Origin of the sequence: Tamlana crocina (assembly GCA_040429635.1) — a bacterium.
GTDB lineage: Bacteria > Bacteroidota > Bacteroidia > Flavobacteriales > Flavobacteriaceae > Flavisericum > Flavisericum crocinum.
The window spans coordinates 2,084,730-2,106,590 of sequence record CP158972.1 but is presented as its reverse complement, the minus strand read 5'-3'; the positions used below and the strand labels follow the sequence as shown (position 1 = coordinate 2,106,590).

Genomic DNA, 21,861 nt, shown 5'->3' with positions numbered 1-21,861 from the left:
GTATTCGATATCAGAAAAACACAAAAAATATGAGCACAGGAACAATTAACGGTAAACTTTACGGGCATAGTCCAAATGCGCTATCGGTTGACGATATAGGAGACGACCATTTGTATACAGGGCTAGAAACCCCAATGAAAGCAGATGCCCATAGTATTAGCGACGACGAAAAAAAACGGCGGCTTACCCTGTTGTTCGAAGAAGTTTTGGATGTTTTAGGACTCGACCTTAACGACGACTCCTTAAAAGGCACGCCACAGCGTATCGCTAAAATGTATATTGATGAAATTTTTTCAGGGTTAAACCCTAAAAATAAACCGAAAGTGGCGTTGTTCGAAAACAAGTACCGATACCACCAAATGCTGGTTGAAAAAGATATTTCATTTTACTCGAATTGCGAACACCACTTTGTACCCATTATCGGAAAAGCCCATGTGGCCTATATCTCGTCCGGCAAAGTTATTGGGCTTTCGAAGCTAAACCGCATCGTTCAGTATTATGCTAAACGTCCGCAAGTTCAGGAACGTTTAACCAACCAAATTGCGGAAGACCTGAAACATATACTCCATACCGAGCACGTTGCCGTAATTATTGAGGCCAAGCATCTTTGTGTATCATCGAGAGGCATTAAAGACGACACCTCAGTAACCATCACCTCTTATTTTGGAGGGCAATTGAATACACCCGAAAAAATTACTGAATTTCAAAACTATATTAAAAGCTAACATTATGGACATCATTAACGAAGCATTAGCATTTGAACAGCGTAAAATGAAGTCGCTATCAACCAGCGACCGTGTTAAAATATCTAGAGAAGCCAAACGACTCATCTTAGATTTGAATAAAATTTACAAGCAGAAAAAAGATGAAAACATCATGGATATCATGAAACGACTTACTGCGATAAAACAAAAAGTTGAAAAACGATTAAAAGGTGCGCCATTAACCGCATAAAGTTTAAGAACTACTCAAATTTTGGTTAAAACCACCACGTTTTATTAAAGTTTTTATAAAAATTGGTAGTAAAAACATCATATTTCGTAGATTTTATTATATTGTCAAATTAGTGAAACAGCACATGTTTCAGATACACTCAATATACAGGATAAAATAAAAACTATGGAGATTATTGATCGAGCTTTAGAATTTGAGCAACGCAAGCACACTTTTAAAACAACAAGCGAGCGTATTGAATCGTCTAGAGAAGTTAAGGATTTAATACTAAGCTTGAACACTGTTTATAAAGAAAAGAAAGATCCAAAAATTATGGATCTTATGAAGCGATTAACAGCCATTAAACAAAAAATTGAAAAACGGCTCAAGGGCAGGCCATAACCCATAAAATGCCCTGAACCCATATGAAAACAGTTATTATAGTTGGTGGAAGTAAGGGCATTGGTAAGGCCATTGTAAAAACACTTGTTAGCACACACAACGTGGTTAACTTAAGTAGAACCACGCCTCCCGAATCCCACCCCAATTTAAAACATCATTCCTGCGACATCCTAAAAGACGATTTACCGGAAATTAAAAGTGCAGATGCTTTAATTTATTGTCCGGGCAGTATTAACCTAAAACCGATTTCCAGATTAAACACCGAAGACTTTCAGACCGATTTCGAAATCAACGTCTTGGGTGCCGTAAAGGCGATACAACAGTACCTTCCAGCATTAAAAGCTTCAAACAGTCCTTCCATACTACTTTTTAGTACCGTGGCCACCCAATTGGGCATGCCTTTTCATGCGAGTATAGCCACCGCCAAATCGGGCGTTGAAGGACTTGTAAAATCATTGGGAGCCGAACTCGCCCCAACCGTTAGAATCAATGCAGTTGCGCCAACAGTAACCGATACCGATTTAGCTTCAAATTTATTGCGAAATGAAAAAATGATTGAAAATATCACCAATCGCCATCCTTTAAAAAAATATTTAAACCCGAAGGAAGTCGCCGACATGGCCTCCTTTTTAATATCAGATAAAGCCGCTTCCATTTCTGGGCAAATATTCAAAATGGACTGTGGCATAGTAAGTTTCAAAATATAAATTCTTAAACAATTAGCTATGTTCAGTTTTTTCAAGAGAAAATCAAAAAAAGAGAAATTAGAAGAACAGTTTAAAAAATTAATGCGAGAGTGGCACCACCTCTCCGCCATCAATAGAGCTGCCAGTGATGAAAAATACGCACAAGCACAAGAAATTGCCAAAATTTTGAACGGAATGAAACATGAAGCTGCTTAAATACATCATATTCTTTTTAGTGATAAATTTCGGTGCTTTGGCCCTTGGCAGTTGGCTGATGGATAACGGTCCACAAACCGAATGGTACCAAAATCTAAACAAAGCCCCCTGGACACCACCGGGTTGGGTTTTTGGTGCGGCCTGGACCACCATTATGCTCTGCTTTTCCGTTTATATGGCCATTCTTTTAAAAATACACCCACACAAAAAAGTGGTCATTTTGTTTTTAATCCAACTGGTTTTAAACGTGGCGTGGAATTATCTTTTTTTTAATCAGCATTTAGTAGCCATAGGTTTAGTGTGTATTGCTCTGCTAACAATCATTATTTTTAAATTCCTATACGATTTTAAAACTATAATGTGGGCCAAACAACTTTTAGTGCTCCCCTATTTCATTTGGCTATGTATTGCTACGTCTTTAAATGCTTATATTTTAATTTACAATTAAATTGATGAAACTATACCGGTTACACAAAACACAAAAACTTCCCATCACGATAGCCGAAGCATGGGATTTCCTTTCCAACCCCAAAAATTTAAAGACCATCACTCCAGATTATATGGGGTTCGAAATTCTTTCGGGAGCCGACCGCCCCATGTATGCCGGGCAAATTATTCAATACATTGTAACACCCGTTTTGGGCATAAAAACCAAATGGGTTACCGAAATCACCCATAGTATGCATCAAAAGTATTTTGTCGATGAGCAACGTTTTGGTCCTTATGCCCTATGGCACCACAAACATTTTTTAAAAGAAATTGAAGGTGGTGTTGAAATGGAGGACATTATTGATTATAAATTACCTTTCGGAATTTTGGGCCAATGGGTACAGCCCATTGTTGTTAAGCCGAAACTGGAAGAAATATTCAACTACAGACAACAAAAACTTGAAATGCTTTTTGGTACTTTTACTAAAACCGGACAACACCAATGAAACAGCCCATAAATATATTTTGGTTCCGTCGTGATTTAAGATTGGATGACAACCTCGGATTTTATGAAGCTCTAAGAGGCGAACACGCCGTATTACCCATTTTTATTTTCGACAAGAATATTCTTGACAAACTGCCCGAAGATGATGCTCGCGTCAACTTTATTTTTGAAACCCTTCAGGCCATGCGCGACACCCTTCAAAAGGAGCACAACAGTAGCATTGCCATATATTACGATACGCCCAAAACCGTTTTCAACAATCTGATTGAAACCTATACAATCGATACCGTTTTTACCAATCATGATTACGAGCCCTATGCCACAGAGCGTGATAACCAAGTCGAATCCTTGCTAGAGGATAATGGTATTTCTTTTAAAACCTTTAAAGATCAAGTCATTTTTGAAAAAAGCGAGGTGGTAAAAAACGATGGCGACCCGTATGTGGTTTACACGCCGTACATGAAAACTTGGAAGGAAAAATTCAAAAGCCACAATCTGGAGATTTATTACACCAATAGTTATTTAAAGAATTTGGTAGAACACACCAGACTGCCCAATGTTTCTTTATCCGACATGGGGTTTAAAACAGCTTCGCAAAAAATAGAAGATTACAACGTAACACCAACCCTTATTCAAGAATACGAAAGCAAAAGGAATTTCCCTGCACAGGATGCTACCTCCCATTTGGGACCGCATTTACGGTTTGGTACCGTTAGCATCAGAAAAATGATAAAAAAAGCCATCGCCGAAAACAACGAAACCTTTTGGAAAGAACTCATTTGGCGAGAGTTTTTCATGCAAATTCTTTGGCATTTTCCGCATACGGTTACGGAGAGTTTTAAACCCAAATACGACCGCATTGACTGGCGCAACAACGAAGCTGAATTTAAACTTTGGTGCGAAGGAAAAACGGGTTACCCCTTGGTTGATGCCGGTATGCGCCAACTCAACCAAACCGGCTTTATGCACAATCGCGTACGGATGTTGGTGGGCAGCTTTTTATGTAAACACCTGCTTATCGATTGGCGCTGGGGCGAAGCCTATTTCGCCGAAAAGCTGCACGATTACGAAATGGCAAGCAATGTAGGCAACTGGCAATGGGTCGCGGGCAGCGGTGTTGATGCTGCACCATACTTTAGAATTTTTAATCCCACTACACAAATTGATAAATTCGATAAAAATTTAAAGTATATTAAAACTTGGGTGCCCGATTTTCAAGAACTCACGTATCCCGAAAAAATGGTAGACCACAGGTTTGCTCGCGAACGCTGTTTAAAGGTTTATAAAACGGCGTTGGACTAGCGAAGCTTAAAATTAGCTTTGCGAAAATTTTGGCTATTTTCGTTTAATTATGTTGTAATAATTATAACTGACCGTAATGTAGTTGTGCTTAAAGTATTAATTTAGGCCAGATACGAAAAAAAGGATTGATGATAATATTTACAGTTTGGCTTTTGCTTTTCAATTGTTCTAAATCAATATTCAATTCAGAGTGTACCTGCTCCTAAAAATAAGATAACATAACTTACAATCTATTGATTGACTGGTACATGTTAAGACTCTTCACTGTCCTTTTCAACATTGAGGTGTAATTCGTTTTTATTGAAATCCAACGTACGAATTGGGAATGGGATATTGATTCCTGCTTTATCAAAGTTCGCCTTAATCAGTTTTATGGCTGTATGTTTTGCGGTGTGTTCATGTTTAGGTTTAGATAAACTTATCCAAAAACGCGTCATGAAATTAATAGAGCTATCTCCAAACTCGGTAAAGAAAAACTCTACATCTTCTCCTGGCTTTTGCTTGAAGTTTTCTGAAATAATCTTTCTAACCAAATCTTCAACTTTTTGCAAATTGCTTTCGTACCCAACACCGCAGGTTACCGTAATTCGACTTCTATCGGTAATCGAATAGTTAGTAAATGCATCATCTACAAATTTAGAGTTGGGAACAATTACATAATTATTGTCTGGTCGCCTCAATACAATATTTCTTAGGCTAATTTCTGAAACGAATCCTTTTATATTATTCGTTTCAATATAGTCATTAATCCTAATTTTCGGCATGAAAGACAGCACCAAACCGCCCACCGTGTTGCTTAATGTACCTTGCAAAGCCAAACCAATGGCTAGACCAACTACACCTGCACCAGCCAAAATACTGGTTAACACCTTGTTAAGATCTAATACCCCCAAGGCAACAAAAAAACCAATCAATATCACTGTAATAAAAATTATTTTAGCGATGATATCCTGAATGGACTTCTGTTGTATTCTTGATAAAATAAATTTTCTAAAAACCTTTCTCGCTCCCCTAGCTATAAAATAAAACGCAATCATTACCAATATGGCCAAAGCGAGATTTGGCAGCTTTAAAATAATGGCTTCCATCCAGCCATCTAATTTATCCCATAGGCTATTTACAGCCTCTTCTATTGAAAATTTTTCTTCCATTTTTGTCATTTTGATTTATTTAAACTTTTTTCTTAATTTACCTTTAGAGCCTCATCAACTACAATCTGTTTTTATCCAAGTAAACTTGTTAAACACTAACGGAGCGCTCGAATAATATATAATGAAAAAAGAGAACAGATTAACGTTTTAGAGCAAAAAGTTAACCTGTTTCATTTGCAGGCTGAATTTAGTACTCATTCCTTCATTTTCACTTTTAAAAGTGAGCGATAAACATGATGCGTAAAATAGATATGTGTTTTTTTACATTTGTTCCTCTGTAATTAGAGATTTTCTAAAAAAAACATATAAATCAAAAATTACAGTACAGTACAGGATAGAATCATTCTAACCTTAACATATCTTTGTAGTATAACTTTTTAAAAACAACATGAGCACAGTAACAAAAAACTTCAAATACGTAGATTATCTTTGGGATAATGAAAAAGCAGAAAGCTTAGGAGACGACCAAGTCGCTTTATTCTTATACCGTTCTAACATATTAGGAGCAGATTTAAGAATCACAAATTATGGCGGTGGAAACACGAGCTGCAAAACCATTGAAAAAGACCCTTTAACCAATGAAGAGGTTGAAGTGATGTGGGTAAAAGGTTCCGGCGGGGACATCGGTACCTTAACCCGTTCTGGTATCGCTGGTTTGTACACTAATAGATTGCGTGATTTAAAAAATGTTTACGGAGGATTGGAAGATGAAGACCGCATGGTTGGCTTATTTAACCATTGTATTTACGATCTGGACAGTAAAGCGCCATCTATCGACACGCCTTTACATGGTTTGTTACCGTTCAAGCACATAGACCACCTGCACCCCGATGCCCTTATTGCCGTTGCTGCCGCTAAAGACAGCGAAAAAGTAACCAAAGAAATTTGGGGCGACACTATGGGATGGGTGCCTTGGCAACGTCCTGGTTTCGATTTAGGTCTTCAATTGGAAAAATGCTTAAACGACAACCCGGGCATTAGAGGCATTGTTTTAGGGAGCCACGGATTATTTACTTGGGGAGATACTTCTTACGAGTGTTACATGAACAGTTTGGAAGTTATTGAAAAGGCTTCTGAATATATCGAAAATAAAATCAAGGAAAAAGGTTCGGTGTTTGGAGGACAAAAAGTAGAGAGCCTTCCAAAAGAAGAGCGTTTGGAAAAAGCAGCGCAATTAATGCCTTTATTAAGAGGGTTATGCTCTTCTGAAAACCAAATGATAGGTCACTTCTCTGATATCGATGTAGTGATGGAATACATTAATAGTAATGATTTAGAAAGATTGGCCCCAATGGGGACTTCTTGTCCAGACCACTTCTTGCGTACCAAAATCCAACCATTGGTTTTAACTTTAGATACCAATGAAGATTTATCGGATGCCGATGCCGTACTTAAAAAATTAGAGCCTGCATTCGAGCAGTACAGACAAGAATACGCCGATTACTACAATACTTGCAAAAGAGACAACAGCCCGGCCATGCGCGACCCTAACCCGGTAATTATTATTTATCCAGGCGTAGGTATGTTCAGTTTTGCAAAAAACAAGCAAACTACACGTGTAGCGAGTGAGTTTTACATCAACGCCATTAACGTAATGCGTGGTGCCGAAGCGATTACTGAATACACGTCCTTACCAAGACAGGAAGCTTTTGATATTGAATACTGGTTATTGGAGGAAGCTAAATTGCAGCGTATGCCAAAAGAGCAACCATTATCCCGTAAAATAGCATTGGTTACTGGTGCTGGTGGAGGTATCGGTAAAGCGATTGCCGATAAGTTGGCTGCCGAAGGTGCCAACGTGGTATTGACCGATATTAACGAAGACAGCCTAAAAGAAGCCCACGCTACTTACAAGCGCGATGTATCAACTTATGCCGTGTGTGATGTTACCAATTACGATTCTATCGTCAACGCATACAAAAAAGCATGTGTTGAGTTTGGCGGGGTAGATATTATTGTACACAGTGCAGGATTGGCCATTTCTAAACCAATCGAAGAAACTTCACAAAAAGATTGGGATTTGTTGCAGAATGTTTTGGTTAAAGGCCAGTTTGAATTGGCTAAAGCTGGCGTTGAAGTGATGCGCAAGCAAAACCTTGGCGGAAACTTCATCAGTATCGCCAGTAAAAACGGATTGGTTTCAGGACCAAACAATGTAGGCTACGGTACGGCTAAAGCGGCACAACAGCACATGTCACGCTTATTGGCCGCCGAATTGGCAAAAGATAAAATCCGTGTAAACGTAGTAAACCCAGATGGTGTTATTGTGGGCAGTAAAATTTGGGAAGGTGCTTGGGCCGAAGGTCGCGCCAAAGCTTACGGTATTACCGTAGAGGAGCTTCCTGCACACTACGCCAAAAGAAACCTGTTGAACGAGATTATATACCCAGAAGATATTGCCAACGGCGTGTTTTCATTGGTAGGTATTTTAGATAAAAGCACCGGAAACATCATTAATGTGGACGGCGGAATGGCAAATGCCTTCGTAAGATAGTTATTAGAGTTAGTTTTAGTTGAAAAACTTCCATAGCATATCAAATATATATGGGAGTTTTTTTTTAAATTTTAATCCATGAAAATAGAACAGAACCATATTCAAGATTCGAATAAAAAAAGCCTTCAATCGCACCAAGAACAATTCGATTTTTTATCGAATAACTTATCAAAAAAAGGTGCCAATGTGCAAGGTATTATCAATAAACTAAAAGACTTCCAAGTAGCTATACCAAGTTGGGCATTGGGTGCTGGCGGTACCAGATTTGGACGTTTTTCATTTTACGGAGAGCCTTCAAGCTTAGAGCAAAAAATTCAGGACGTGGGTATATTGCACGCCCTTACGCAAACGGCAGGTGCAGTTTCGCTTCATATTCCTTGGGACATTCCACAGGATTATGCTGCCATTAAAGAAATCGCCAACGGATTGGATATTAAGTTCGATGCGGTAAACTCCAACACGTTCCAAGACCAAAAGGATGCCAAGGAAACTTACAAGTACGGTTCGTTGAGCAACACCAGCGAAGCGGTAAGGCAACAGGCTATTCAGCATAACCTGGATGTGATCAACATCGGTGATAAATTGGGCTCAAAAAGTTTGACCGTTTGGTTGGCCGATGGGTCTTGTTTCCCTGGCCAGAACAACTTCCAAACAGCCCTTCAAAATACGGAGAACAGCTTAAAGGAAATCTACAAAGGCTTACCCAATGATTGGAGCATGCTCATTGAGTACAAACCTTACGAGCCAAACTTCTACAGCACGGTAATCCAAGATTGGGGCACCTCGTTTATGTTGGCCAATGCTTGTGGCGAAAAAGCCTATTCGTTGGTGGATTTGGGCCACCATTTGCCAAACAGCAATATCGAGCAGATCGTTTCCATATTAATGTCGAAAGCCAAATTGGGAGGTTTCCACTTTAACGACAGCAAATATGGCGATGACGATCTAACCGTGGGAAGCATCAAGCCCTATGCCCTATTCCTAATCTTTAACGAATTGGTTTATGGTATGCAAAACAATCCGAACAATCCAGATTTGGCTTGGATGATTGATGCCAGCCATAACGTAAAAGACCCGTTGGAAGATTTAATACAATCCCTAGAGGCTATTCAGGAAGCTTACGCCAAAGCTTTGTTGATTGACCAAGCGGAGCTGAAAGCCGCACAATTAAACAACGATGTGGTAAAATGCCAAGAGATCCTTCAGGATGCCTACAGAACCGATGTTCGTCCACTATTGGCCGAAGCCAGATTAAAAGCTGGCGGTGCGCTAAGCCCTATAAACGCTTACCGTACCTTGGATGTAAGAAACCAGCTTATAGATGAAAGAGGCAAACACACCGTGGCCACCGGATTATAATAAATTTAAATGCCCTTTAATTAGGGCATTTTTAAACCCCAATACTAAACCAACACTAACCCACCAAAAAGTTATTTCAAAACTAAATTGACGAAATGATAAACGTAACGGCGGTATTTGACATAGGAAAAACCAATAAGAAATTCTTCCTTTTTGATAAAGACTACAAAGAAGTCTATAAAGAATATTCCAAATTCGATGAAATAGTTGATGAAGATGGCCACCCAACCGAAAATTTAAGCGCATTGCAAAATTGGCTAAAAGGCGTTTTCGAAAACATTCTCAATGCCAAGCAGTTTAACGTAACGGCCATTAACTTTTCAACTTACGGTGCCAGCTTCGTCCACCTCGACCAAAACGGCGAGGTACTCACACCGCTTTACAATTACACCAAGGACATCGACCAAAGCGTGATAGATTCCTTTGTTGAAAAATATGGGCCGAAAGAAGAATTCCTGAAAACCACCGGCTGTTTCGATTTAAGCCTTTTAAATTCCGGTCTGCAGTTGTACTGGATCAAGCACACCAAGCCCGAAATATTCAAAAAGATAAAGTACTCGTTGCACCTCCCGCAATATCTCAGCTATATTTTTACGGGCATTCCATTGAGCGAATACACCAGCATTGGCTGCCATACCGCACTTTGGGACTATACCATAAAAGATTATCACAGTTGGGTCTACAAAGAGGAATTGCATAAAATTTTGCCTCCCATCGTTTCTACCGAAACCAGCATCAACATGAACTACAACGGAAAACGCATCAAAATAGGTGTGGGCATTCACGATAGTTCTTCTGCCCTGTTGCCTTATGTGCGCAGCGTAAAGAAAAAATTCGTATTGGTCTCAACCGGAACTTGGAGCATTACACTAAACCCATTTGCGGAGCACGCCATAGTTGAAGATACCGATGCTGAAGATTCCATAAATTATATGCGGATCAACGGGAAACCCGTAAAGGCAACACGTGTGTTTCTGGGCAACGAATATAAAATCCAGGTAGCCAAATTGAGCGAACAATTCGGGGTTGATGAAGATTACCACCGTCACGTAAAGTTTGATTACGACCTGTATTCTGAAATCATTCACGACTTTAAGCACATGTTTAAATGGGAAAGCATACAAGATGAAAACATGCCGGACAAAACCGAAATCACCTACGATAAATTTGAACATGCCTACCATCAATTAATGACCGAGCTTGTACTTTTACAGGTAAAAAGTATCCGCGACGTAGTTGGAGGTGCGGAGATAAAACGGCTTTATGTGGATGGCGGCTTTAGCGACAACGACCTTTTTGTTAAACTGCTGTCGCACTATTTCAGAAACATGAAATTGCGAACCACCGACTCATCATTGGGCTCGGCTTTGGGCGCTGCCATTTCAATTTCAGACAAAAAATTGAATTCCAAATTTCTCAAAAAAAATTACTCATTGAAAAAGCACGTTCCGTTTATAACCAAATAAAAACTGGAAACCATTTGTTTTTGAAAGTAAACTGAACAACAATTCAATAGTAATACTGGTGAGAATGTAACATGTCATAAAACCTGTAAAAATGTCGAAAAACCTCAAATTAGAACATCCCAGAGACCAGATTACTAGAATTATTAGTAGAATTTACAAACGTGGAATGACCACTACATCGGGTGGCAATATTTCAATAATTGACGATAATGGCGATATTTGGGTAACCCCATCGGCCATTGATAAAGGGTCACTTAGAGCCTCTGATATTATCTGCGTAAAAAAAGATGGCAGCATTGTTGGCAAACATAAACCATCCTCAGAGTTTCCATTCCATAAAGCTATATACGAGGCCAGGCCAGACATAAAATCGGTTATCCATGCCCACCCTCCTGCTTTGGTATCTTTCAGTATTGTTCGAAACATACCTAATACCAATATTATTTCGCAAGCCAAACATATTTGTGGCCCAATTGGATATGCCAAATACGAATTGCCCGGCAGTGATAAATTAGGCGAAGTAATAGCCGATGAGTTTAAAAAAGGGTATAAAGCTGTTATCATGGAAAACCATGGTACGGTATTGGGCGGAAGTGATTTAACCGATGCTTTTGAACGCTTTGAAATGCTGGAGTTTTGTGCCCGAACTATTTTGTACGGTTCGCAAATTGGCACCCCAAACTATTTAACCGACGAAGACATCAACAGCTTCGAGAAACAGGCGGCACATATGCTTCCCGAAATGGAAACCACAGAGCATTTACCCGATGAGGTTGAAAAGCGCTTACAAATTTGTAATATCGTTAAACGTTCCTGCGAGCAAGGCTTGATGATCAGTTCATACGGTACGGTTTCTATGCGATGGAAAGACAACGATTTTTTAATCACTCCTACCGATGTAAGCCGTTGGGATATGAGTTTGGAGGATATTGTACAGATAAAAGGCGGCAAAAGGGAAAAAGGGAAAATACCGAGCAGGGCCACTTGGATTCATGAAGAAATTTACAAAAATAACCCAAACGTAAATTCCATTATCATGACGCAATCGCCGTATTTGATGGCCTTTGGAATAACAAAATCTTATTTGAATGTGCGAACCATACCGGAGAGTTGGATCTTTTTACAAGATATTCCATCGGTAAAATATGGTACACACTTTAAGTTTAACAACAACTCCGAAATAGTTGAAAACTGTACCACAGCTTTAATTATTGAAAATGACTCTGTAATTATTACCGGCGATAAATTACTACAAACTTTTGATTACCTTGAAGTCGCCGAATTTAGTGCAAAATCGATTGTTATGGGCGCCTCACTTGGTGAAATGGTTCCTATAAACGATGAACAAGTTGAAGAATTGAGAAAGAAATTTTTAACCTAATGAGCAAAATAAGTCAATACTAACTAAACAAAATTCCATATATGGCATTATCACACGTAGAAGAAGAAATTATTGAAGACATTGCAGGAGGCGAATTTGAACGCACCCCTGTACCCAAATCCAATCTAAAAAGCTGGAAAAGTTTCCTTGGGATGTATGCGGGTGAGCATGCCGCAGGAACCGAATTTATGATTGGGCCGTTATTTTTAACCGCCGGTGTCAGTGCTTTCGATCTGTTGGTGGGCCTGTTGCTCGGGAATTTGTTGGCCGTTTTGTCTTGGCGCTTCCTTACGGCCGAAATTGCCGTTAAAAACAGGCTGACGCTCTATTTTCAATTGGAAAAAATAAGTGGGAAAAACTTGGTAACCGCTTACAATCTGGCCAACGGTGTCCTCTTTTGTTTTTTAGCGGGATCCATGATCACGGTTTCTGCCACGGCAGTTGGTATCCCGTTCGATATGCCCATGCCAAAACTTGACGATACCCTGCCCAATGGCCTAACTTGGATCATTATCGTAATTTTGATTGGTGCCGTAATTTCCATCATTGCTGCCAGAGGTTACGATACGGTTTCTAAAGCCGCAAATTGGATGTCGCCCGTCATTGTATTGGCTTTTATTGCATGTGGCGTTGTTGCACTAAACCAATTGGGCGTTTCCAGCTTTTCTGATTTTTGGGATATTTGGGGCGAGGGAAAAGAGCCTTTCCCCGGCCAAATAAAATATACCTTTTGGCATGTTCTGATATGGTCGTGGTTCGCCAATAGTGCCATGCATATCGGCATGTCCGACCTTTCGGTTTTCAGGTTTGCAAAAAAGGCCAGTTCCGGATGGACAACGGCCGCCGGTATGTACGTTGGGCACTACATGGCCTGGATCGCTGCTTGCTTATTGTATGCCGTTTATTTAAAGACCCCAGAGGCGCAGGCCTTTTTGACCAACGGTGAAGCCCCTCCGGTTGCCCCCGGCCCTCTGGCCAATAATGCCATCGGTGTTTTTGGGATCATAGCTGTAGTGCTTGCTGGATGGACAACAGCCAATCCTACCATTTATAGGGCCGGCCTAGCCTTTCAGGCCATTCTGCCCAAGCTGTCAACAGCAAAAGTGACCATACTGGCGGGCTCAATCGCTACCATTGCCGGTTTGTTTCCGGCCTTTGCCATGAAACTCCTTGGCTTCGTGGCCCTGTACGGCTTTATCCTATCGCCGGTTGGCGCCATTATCGTATTCGAACATTTCTTCCACAAGAAGGTAGGCATCGTTAAAAACTACGCCGAAGAAGCCAATATTAAGTTCAATAAATCGGTGTTTTGGGCATGGGCAGTGAGCTTCGGCATATTTTACTTCATATCCATTCAGTTCGATGTGTTTCTGTCATTTGTAACCCTACCCGCTTGGATACTCTGCGGGGTTCTGTTCTTGATTTTTAGCAAACAATTTCAGAGTAAAAGACATTAGCGTTAAGCTCTAACTTTTCAAAAAAAGCTTCCAATTTTAATAGAGGAAGCTTTTTTGTTATTATAATTATCCCTCTGTTGTTAATACCTCATTTCGTTTAACTATGATAGAGGTGTATTAAATGTTACTTCTTATATCTTGTACTATTTTTGCCTATACACTAATTATAAACTATATTTGAGCTAAATAACATGAAGTGTATTTTTAAACATGAAACTTCACCTTTTAGATCGGAGTAATCTGGGAAACATTTCGTTTGCAACTAAGGTTAACGAGTACCCTTACTTTTTAAAAATTTGGCATTATCACCCAGAATTGGAACTGGTAGTGGTTTTAAAAAGTGAGGGTACTTGTTTTATTGGCGATAGCGTTGAAAAATTTGGTATTGGGGACGTTGTGCTAATTGGTGAAAACCTACCGCACATGTGGCAGAATGATGAAGACTATTTCCTTCAAACTTCAAAACAAACTGCCAAAGCCATTGCCATACACTTTAAAAAAGATTATCTCGGCCCCAAGTTTTTCGAAAAGCCAGAAATGATCCATATTTTGGAATTATTTGAACGTGCCCGTTTTGGACTAAAGTTTTTGAATATTGATAAAAACGTAATTTCAGAAATTCATAACATGCTGAAATTGGAAGGCTTTGAAAAAACCATGGCTTTTCTACATATATTGAACAAATTGGCCAAACACAAAAGCACCATGCGCTTGTCCAGCCAAGGATTTGTCAATTCGTTTCAAGCTTCAAAGAGTGATGCACAAGACAACGTGCAAGCCTATATTTTTAAAAATTTCAACCAAGATATTTCTCTCGAAAAGGCTGCTGAAATCGCCAATATGAACCCTTCGGCCTTTAGTCGCTTTTTCAAAAGAGTGAACCGCAAGACCTTTTCAAAATATGTTACCGAAATCCGTATCGGTTATGCCTGTAAACTGCTTCAAGAGAATAAATTCAATATTTCAAGCGTTTGCTACGAATCTGGTTTCAACAATGTTTCAAACTTCAACAGGCAATTTAAACTCAGCATGAACTGTACCCCTTCAGAATATGTCGAAAAACGTAAAAGGTCTAATCTACCGCAACAATAATTGCCAAATATGATACCGCAAACACAACAAGGCAAAAAAAGTATCACAACTAATCATATATTAAGAATATCGTTGCTTAAATTCAACGTAATTTTGTATGCACTATATCAAGCGGTATAAATTCGAAATTAAACAGTTATGGCGAAATTCAGCTTAAAGAATAAAACGGTACTTGTTACTGGTGGTGGCAGTGGTATTGGCGAAGCCATTTCTGTAACCTTTGCCCATCAAGGCGCAAAAGTCCATATTATGGATTTTGATTTTAAATCTGCACAATTTGTGGCTTTTAAAATTAAAAAAATTGGAGGAAAGGCAGAAGCTCATCAATGCAATGTAGCCAATCAGCAAAAAGTACTCAACATCACCAATAAAATAGCCGAAAACGACACTATTGATATTTTAATAAACAACGCCGGAATTGCCCACGTGGGAAATATTGAAGCCTGTGAAGAAGCCGATTTAGACCGTCTTTACGACGTGAACATTAAAGGCGTTTACAACTGCATAAAAGCAGCTATACCATTTATGAAGAAACAACAAAACGGGGTAATTTTGAATTTGGCTTCCATTGCGTCAACCGTTGGCTTGAACGACCGTTTTGCCTATTCGATGACCAAAGGTGCGGTATTGACCATGACCTACTCCATTGCCAAAGATTATATAAACGATGGCATCCGCTGTAACTGCATCGCTCCTGGGCGTGTACATACGCCGTTTGTGGACGGCTTTATAAAAAATAACTACCCCGGAAAAGAGGAAGAAATGTTCGAGAAACTTTCAAGAACACAACCCATTGGACGCATGGGAAGCACCCAGGAAATTGCCGATTTGGTGCTGTTTTTATGTTCGGACGAAGCCGGATTTATTACAGGTTCCAATTATGCCATTGATGGTGGTTTTGTTACCCTAAATGGAAATTAATCAAAAAATAACACGACATCAATTATGAAATTAATACGATTTGGTGCTGAAGGTGCAGAAAAACCAGGAGTACAATTGGCCAACGGAACAAAAATAGATGTTTCGGCATTTGGCTCAGACTATAACGAAGATTTCTTCGGAAATAACGGTATTGAAAAACTAAAAACTTGGTTGGTGGCAAACCAAGACAGTTGCCAGGAAATTGACGATAATGTAAGGTTGGGTGCACCGCTGACCCGTCCGTCAAAACTGGTTTGTATCGGGTTGAATTATGCACAGCACGCCGCCGAAGCCGGAATGGAAGTACCAAAAGAGCCTGTGCTGTTCTTTAAATCGACCACCGCTATAGTTGGACCCAACGACAATATTATGCTTCCAAAAGGCAGTACTAAAACTGACTGGGAGGTGGAGTTGGCTATCGTTATTGGCAAAGAAGCATCGTATGTTGAAGAGGAAGATGTTTTCAACCATATTGCGGGTTATGTTCTTCACAACGACGTAAGTGAACGTGCTTTTCAAATTGAGCGTTCCGGTCAATGGTGTAAAGGAAAAGGTTGTGATACCTTCGCCCCCATTGGTCCTTTTATTGCAACAACCGATGAAATTGAAGACCCAAACAATCTTAATTTATGGTTGAAATTAAATGGTGAAGTCATGCAAAATAGCTCTACTTCCGATTTTATTTTCAACGTTCAGCAATCCATCAGCCACATCAGTCAATTTATGACACTATTGCCTGGCGATATCATTTCAACAGGAACGCCGTTTGGAGTTGGTTTAGGTCTAAACCCTCCCGTGTATTTAAAAGCTGGTGATGTGGTTGAGTTAGGCATTGAAGGCTTGGGTACTTCAAAACAAAAAGTGATTCCTTTTAAAAAACAATAATAAAATGGCAGAAATTAAATTTGATACCCGTTACCCTTCAATCGACGATTTAAGGACGAGAGCCCAAAAGAAGATTCCTAAATTCGCTTTTGAATATTTGGACGGTGGGTGTAATGAAGATGTAAACCTAATACGAAACACATCGGAAATTAGAGATGTACAATTAAAACCAAGATACCTGAGGGATTATACCGGGTCTTCTTTAAAAACCAAACTTTTTGGAATAGAATACGATGCACCTTTTGGTATTGCCCCTGTTGGGCTTCAAGGTTTAATGTGGCCCAATGCCCCAGAAATATTGGCAAAATCGGCATTTGAACATAATATCCCATTCATTCTAAGTACAGTAACCACTACAAGTATTGAGCGTGCCAGTGAACTTACCGAAGGAAAATCTTGGTTTCAACTTTATCACCCAGCAGAAGACAAACTTAGAGACGATATCATAAATCGTGCCGCCGCCGCCGAATGTCCTGTTTTGGTCATTCTTTGCGACGTACCTACTTTTGGCTTTAGACCACGCGATATTAGAAACGGTTTGGCCATGCCTCCAAAAATGTCTGTTAAAAATATTTTACAGATTTTAGGAAAGCCACATTGGGCATTTGAAACCTTAAAACACGGCCAGCCCAACTTTGAAAGTTTAAAACCTTATATGCCTAAAGGCTTGGATTTAAAACAACTGGGCAAGTTTATGGACCAAACCTTTAACGGTCGCTTAAACGAGGAAAAAATAAAACCAATCAGAGATATGTGGAAAGGCAAGTTGGTTATTAAAGGGGTAGCTTCAGAATACGACACTGAGCAGGCCATAAAACTTGGTTTAGACGGTATTATAGTTTCAAACCACGGAGGTAGACAATTGGATGCTGGTGAATCGACCATAAAACCATTATCGACTATTGCTGAAAAATATGGCAATCAAATAGAAATTATGATGGACAGCGGCCTGCGCTCTGGCCCAGATATTGCCAGAACTATGGCTAGTGGTGCCAAGTTTAGCTTCTTGGGACGTTCGTTTATGTACGGTGTTTCAGCCTTGGGTAAAAAAGGAGGTGACCACACTATTTCCCTTTTGAAAACAGAATTAAAACAGGTTATGGACCAATTATGCTGTGAGACCACAGCCGATTTCCCTAATTTTTTAGTGAAATAAACCATTTCAAATTTATACTCCAAAATTCTAAACACCCGTTTAGCCAATGCTCTTCGGGTGTTTTTTTTTGCTATAAAGGCATTTGTTGGCCCGATATATTCGCTGTCGGGCAAAATCTTTTTTTGAAAATCGCCGTCAGTTTTCGCTATATTGTAAAAGCAACCAAAAGTCAGAGACATGCAAGACAAACCCCTATTGTCATCCGATTATAGAATCCGAAAACTTATCGGCACATTGGGTTTGTTATTGCCCATTGTTTTGCCCATTATTAAGGGAGAGTTTTTAGCCTCAATAAGCCATTATTACTACGATAGGCTAACGTCGCAAATACTGATAATCATTCTCGCTACTTTTGGGCTATTTTTAATTTCATATCGTGGCTATGTATTCGATAAAACTTCAGAAAAAATAAGTGATGATGTTTTGACCAACATAGGTGGTTTTGCTGCATTGCTAGTAGTTTTCATCCCAACATCCTGCAAAAATAGTTCGAGTGCCACTATCGATTTTCTTTGTTCGAATTTTGAAAACATCCCGCTCCCATTATTCGGGCACCACTCAACCACTTTAAATGCCATTCATTTTATAGCTTCGGGCGTTTTTATTCTTTGTATGGGCTGGATGTCGCGTTTTAAGTTTATTAGAGACGAAAACGACCCTAACAACACAATCTACAAATGGTGTGGAAATTTGGTGTTTATTTCAGTAGCGCTGATTATCATTTTCGTAGTTCTCGAAAAATTTACAAATATTCCAATTCCACTAAAAGACCACTATGTTTATGTTTTTGAAACCACTGCCATTATCCCTTTCGGTATTTCTTGGCTGTTAAAAGGTGAAGCTTTTGAAGATATCAAAACCATTACCAAACGTGTGGTGAAGCGCGAGGCATGAAATACTTGTTTATTGCGGCATATCGTCATCTATCCTACTGTGGCTTATAACATCGTATTTCCTAAAATGTTGATGGAAATCAATTATCATGTCTTAATTTTTCCAAATGTAAAAAAGCGAACAAACTAACATTCTAAACTTGGTTTGGCTGTTGTTTTAAAAGGTTTATAAAAAAAGCGCATCAAAATGATACGCTTGGTTAATTATGCAATCTTTAATTTTTTGTTTTAATTTTCAAAAGCCTTGAGAGTTTCCGTGATGATACCCACACAATCCAAAATCTGTGCTTCTGTCATCACCAATGGTGGTGCAAAACGAATAATGTTTCCATGCGTTGGTTTGGCCAGCAAACCATTGTCCCTGAGTGCCAAACAAATGTTCCAAGCGGTATCGCTATCTTCATCATCATTGATAACGATAGCATTGAGCAATCCTTTGCCACGAACCAAATTAACAATATTGCTGGTTTGAATGTATTTGTTCATTTCACTTCTGAACAATTCCCCCAAAACATGGGCGTTTTCAGCTAAATCCTCATCTCGAATTACTTCCAAAGCCGCCATGGCCACCGCAGCTGCCACAGGATTTCCGCCAAACGTACTGCCATGGTTTCCGGGTTTGATAACTCCCATTATATCATCGTTGGCCAAAACCGCTGATACAGGATATACTCCACCACTTATAGCTTTCCCGAGGATTAAAACATCGGGCATTACGTTTTCGTGGTTTACCGCTAATAATTTCCCTGTACGGGCTATGCCGGTTTGTACTTCATCGGCAATAAACAATACGTTGTATTTTTCGCAAAGGGCTTTAGCTTTTGAAAGATAGCCTTCACTGGGCACATAAACCCCGGCTTCCCCTTGAATGGGTTCCACTAAAAATCCCGCAACATTTGGGTTTTCTTTCAACGTGCTTTCCAAAGCATCTAAATTATCGTATTCAATTTTTATAAAACCTTTAGTGTATGGCCCAAAGTTTTTTCGTGCCACTGGGTCGTTTGAAAATGAAATAATCGTGGTGGTTCGTCCGTGGAAATTATTTTCACAAACCACTATTTCGGCTTCATTTTCGTCAATGCCCTTTACTTCGTAAGCCCATTTTCTACAGATTTTCAAAGCCGTTTCCACAGCTTCGGCACCGGTATTCATTGGCAATAGTTTATCGAAGCCTAAAAACTCGCAAGCAAACTTTTCAAACTTCCCCAGCATATCGTTGTAAAACGCACGCGAGGTTAAGGTTAAGGTTTGCGCTTGCTCTACCATCGCATTTACAATTTTGGGGTGGCAGTGCCCTTGGTTAACGGCCGAATACGCCGATAAAAAATCATAATATTTTTTGCCCTCAACATCCCAAACATGAACACCTTTACCTTTGGCCAATACCACGGGCAATGGGTGGTAATTGTGTGCGCCATATTTGTTTTCTAAATCTATCGCCTGTTGCGAAGTCAATTGGTCTAAAACAGCCATTTTAATAAAATTTAATATTGAAAAAAATAACCATTCCTTCTATACCTTTATTCTTTCGGAATCCCGAGCGGGACGAAAAAGCAGCGTGGGAGAGAAATCATCCTTTAGAGGTTGCAAATTAATAAATATTACTTGCTTTGTAAAATATTTTGTGGCCCAAGCTGTTGTTTTTGCCGTACAAAAGCGTTTAAAAAAATCATGATTCGTTAATCGCAAATAGCAAATCCTTTCATTACTTTTGCAGTATGCCAAGAAAAAAATCGAGAAAACAAATTTTTGAGCATCTGGAAGTGATTGATGCCGGAGCAAAAGGAAAAACCATTGCTAAAGCACCCGACGGAAAAGTGGTGTTTTTGCCCAATGCCGTGCCGGGCGATGTGGTTGATGTGCAAACCTTTAAAAAGAGAAAAGCCTATTACGAGGGAAAAGCGACCGTTTTCCATAAACTATCGAAAAAGCGTACCGAACCCGTTTGCGAACATTTTGGTACATGCGGAGGCTGTAAGTGGCAACACATGGCCTACAAACATCAATTGTTTTACAAGCAAAAGGAAGTGACCAACAACCTTACACGCATCGGCCATATTGAATTACCCGAAGTCACCCCTATTTTAGGTTCTGAAAAACAATATTTTTATAGGAATAAAATGGAATTTTCATTTAGCGATAGTCGATGGTTAACGCTTGATGAAATTCAGTCGGGAGAAGATTTGGGCGATAAAAATGCGCTGGGCTTCCATATCCCCGGTATGTGGGATAAAATTTTAGATGTAAAAAAGTGTCATTTACAGGAGGACCCTTCCAATGCGATTAGAAATGCCGTAAAGCAGTTTGCTATTGATAATGACTTAGAATTTTTCAATACCCGAAACCAATCTGGTTTACTGCGTACTTTGATGATTCGCACCTCGACAACAGGTGATGTTATGATACTCATCCAGTTTTTTAAAGAGGATAAAGCTAAACGGGAGCTGTTGCTCGATTTTATTGCTGAAGAATTTCCGCAGGTAACTTCGCTACTTTACGTCATCAACGAAAAAGGCAACGACACCATTTACGACCAAGAAGTGATTTGCTACAAAGGCGAAGACCATATTTTTGAGGATATGGAAGGCTTGAAGTTTAAAATCAACGCCAAATCGTTTTATCAAACCAATTCCGAACAAGCTTACGAATTATATAAAATCACACGAAATTTTGCCAATTTAACCGGAAACGAATTGGTTTACGATTTGTACACCGGCACCGGCACCATTGCACAATTCGTGGCCAAAAAAGCAAAAAAAGTAATTGGTGTTGAGGCCGTTCCCGATGCCATTTCTGCAGCGAAAGAAAATGCACAATTAAATGGCATAAATAACGTTGACTTTTTTGTGGGCGATATGAAACATGTTTTCAATGCGGAATTTATCAAAAAACACGGTAAACCCGATGTAATCATTACCGATCCGCCACGCGATGGTATGCATAAAGATGTTGTGCAACAAATTTTGAACATCGCTCCTAAACGTGTAGTTTACGTGAGTTGCAACAGTGCCACCCAAGCGCGCGATTTAGCGTTAATGGATGCCCATTACAAAGTAGTAAAAACCCAAGCGGTAGATATGTTTCCGCAAACCTTCCATGTTGAAAACGTGGTGCTTTTAGAACGCCGATAATT

Annotated in this window: 21 protein-coding genes; 19 read left to right on the top strand and 2 right to left on the bottom strand. The window is 39.6% G+C overall.

The features are described from left to right. Window positions 1-29: 29 nt before the first annotated feature. From folE to ABI125_09270, 8 genes are all read left to right on the top strand, one after another. Window positions 30-725, top strand: coding sequence for a GTP cyclohydrolase I FolE (gene folE / locus ABI125_09305; GenBank protein ID XCF04923.1), 696 nt, complete (start codon window positions 30-32; stop codon window positions 723-725). Between the two features lie 4 nt (window positions 726-729). Next, on the top strand, window positions 730-954 hold the full coding sequence (locus ABI125_09300; protein ID XCF04922.1) for a hypothetical protein: 225 nt from the start codon (window positions 730-732) through the stop codon (window positions 952-954). 165 nt (window positions 955-1,119) lie between these two features. Next, on the top strand, window positions 1,120-1,335 hold the full coding sequence (locus tag ABI125_09295) for a hypothetical protein (GenBank protein XCF04921.1): 216 nt from the start codon (window positions 1,120-1,122) through the stop codon (window positions 1,333-1,335). Between the two features lie 23 nt (window positions 1,336-1,358). Then, window positions 1,359-2,042 (top strand): SDR family oxidoreductase, encoded by a 684-nt coding sequence (locus ABI125_09290; GenBank protein ID XCF04920.1) that lies wholly within the window; start codon window positions 1,359-1,361, stop codon window positions 2,040-2,042. 18 nt (window positions 2,043-2,060) lie between these two features. Then, complete coding sequence (locus ABI125_09285; protein XCF04919.1) at window positions 2,061-2,237, top strand: Lacal_2735 family protein; 177 nt, start codon at window positions 2,061-2,063, stop codon at window positions 2,235-2,237. Then, window positions 2,224-2,685 (top strand): TspO/MBR family protein, encoded by a 462-nt coding sequence (locus ABI125_09280; GenBank protein ID XCF04918.1) that lies wholly within the window; start codon window positions 2,224-2,226, stop codon window positions 2,683-2,685. The genes ABI125_09285 and ABI125_09280 overlap by 14 nt, the downstream gene beginning before the upstream one ends. Before the next feature lie 4 nt (window positions 2,686-2,689). Continuing rightward, window positions 2,690-3,172: an SRPBCC family protein gene (locus ABI125_09275; protein ID XCF04917.1), complete on the top strand. Its 483-nt coding sequence runs from the start codon at window positions 2,690-2,692 to the stop codon at window positions 3,170-3,172. After that, on the top strand, window positions 3,169-4,473 hold the full coding sequence (locus tag ABI125_09270) for a deoxyribodipyrimidine photo-lyase (GenBank protein XCF04916.1): 1,305 nt from the start codon (window positions 3,169-3,171) through the stop codon (window positions 4,471-4,473). The genes ABI125_09275 and ABI125_09270 overlap by 4 nt, the downstream gene beginning before the upstream one ends. A 251-nt stretch (window positions 4,474-4,724) precedes the next feature. Here ABI125_09270 and ABI125_09265 read toward each other — a convergent pair whose 3' ends face one another. Beyond that, complete coding sequence (locus ABI125_09265; protein XCF04915.1) at window positions 4,725-5,624, bottom strand: mechanosensitive ion channel domain-containing protein; 900 nt, start codon at window positions 5,622-5,624, stop codon at window positions 4,725-4,727. A 388-nt stretch (window positions 5,625-6,012) separates the two neighbouring features. On the opposite strand from ABI125_09265, the gene ABI125_09260 reads away from it, so the two are divergent. The 10 genes from ABI125_09260 (at window position 6,013) to ABI125_09215 (ending at window position 18,729) form a co-directional block, all read left to right on the top strand. Next, a complete protein-coding gene (locus ABI125_09260) occupies window positions 6,013-8,118 on the top strand; it encodes a bifunctional aldolase/short-chain dehydrogenase (GenBank protein ID XCF04914.1) in 2,106 nt (701 codons plus the stop codon). A gap of 78 nt (window positions 8,119-8,196) precedes the next feature. Continuing rightward, a complete protein-coding gene (locus ABI125_09255; GenBank protein XCF04913.1) occupies window positions 8,197-9,477 on the top strand; it encodes a sugar isomerase in 1,281 nt (426 codons plus the stop codon). Window positions 9,478-9,572: 95 nt separating this feature from the next. Then, the gene (locus ABI125_09250; GenBank protein ID XCF04912.1) at window positions 9,573-10,943 is read left to right on the top strand and encodes an FGGY family carbohydrate kinase; all 1,371 of its coding nucleotides are present in this window, start codon (window positions 9,573-9,575) and stop codon (window positions 10,941-10,943) included. 91 nt (window positions 10,944-11,034) lie between these two features. Next, window positions 11,035-12,324, top strand: a complete 1,290-nt coding sequence (locus tag ABI125_09245) for a class II aldolase/adducin family protein (GenBank protein XCF04911.1) — start codon at window positions 11,035-11,037, stop codon at window positions 12,322-12,324. A 41-nt stretch (window positions 12,325-12,365) separates the two neighbouring features. After that, window positions 12,366-13,781: a hypothetical protein gene (locus ABI125_09240; GenBank protein ID XCF04910.1), complete on the top strand. Its 1,416-nt coding sequence runs from the start codon at window positions 12,366-12,368 to the stop codon at window positions 13,779-13,781. Between the two features lie 210 nt (window positions 13,782-13,991). Then, entirely contained in the window at window positions 13,992-14,873 is an 882-nt protein-coding gene (locus ABI125_09235; protein XCF04909.1) for an AraC family transcriptional regulator, read from the top strand. 138 nt (window positions 14,874-15,011) lie between these two features. Continuing rightward, the gene (locus tag ABI125_09230; protein ID XCF04908.1) at window positions 15,012-15,794 is read left to right on the top strand and encodes a glucose 1-dehydrogenase; all 783 of its coding nucleotides are present in this window, start codon (window positions 15,012-15,014) and stop codon (window positions 15,792-15,794) included. A gap of 24 nt (window positions 15,795-15,818) precedes the next feature. Then, complete coding sequence (locus ABI125_09225; protein XCF04907.1) at window positions 15,819-16,679, top strand: fumarylacetoacetate hydrolase family protein; 861 nt, start codon at window positions 15,819-15,821, stop codon at window positions 16,677-16,679. Window positions 16,680-16,683: 4 nt separating this feature from the next. Beyond that, on the top strand, window positions 16,684-17,835 hold the full coding sequence (locus ABI125_09220; protein XCF04906.1) for an alpha-hydroxy acid oxidase: 1,152 nt from the start codon (window positions 16,684-16,686) through the stop codon (window positions 17,833-17,835). 177 nt (window positions 17,836-18,012) lie between these two features. Continuing rightward, window positions 18,013-18,729 carry a hypothetical protein gene (locus ABI125_09215; protein ID XCF04905.1) on the top strand — a complete coding sequence of 239 codons (717 nt, stop codon included), beginning with the start codon at window positions 18,013-18,015 and terminating at the stop codon, window positions 18,727-18,729. A gap of 227 nt (window positions 18,730-18,956) precedes the next feature. Here ABI125_09215 and rocD read toward each other — a convergent pair whose 3' ends face one another. Continuing rightward, window positions 18,957-20,201 (bottom strand): ornithine--oxo-acid transaminase, encoded by a 1,245-nt coding sequence (gene rocD, locus ABI125_09210; GenBank protein XCF04904.1) that lies wholly within the window; start codon window positions 20,199-20,201, stop codon window positions 18,957-18,959. A 245-nt stretch (window positions 20,202-20,446) separates the two neighbouring features. On the opposite strand from rocD, the gene rlmD reads away from it, so the two are divergent. Then, window positions 20,447-21,859, top strand: coding sequence for a 23S rRNA (uracil(1939)-C(5))-methyltransferase RlmD (rlmD, locus tag ABI125_09205; protein XCF04903.1), 1,413 nt, complete (start codon window positions 20,447-20,449; stop codon window positions 21,857-21,859). The last annotated feature ends 2 nt before the right edge of the window (window positions 21,860-21,861 follow it).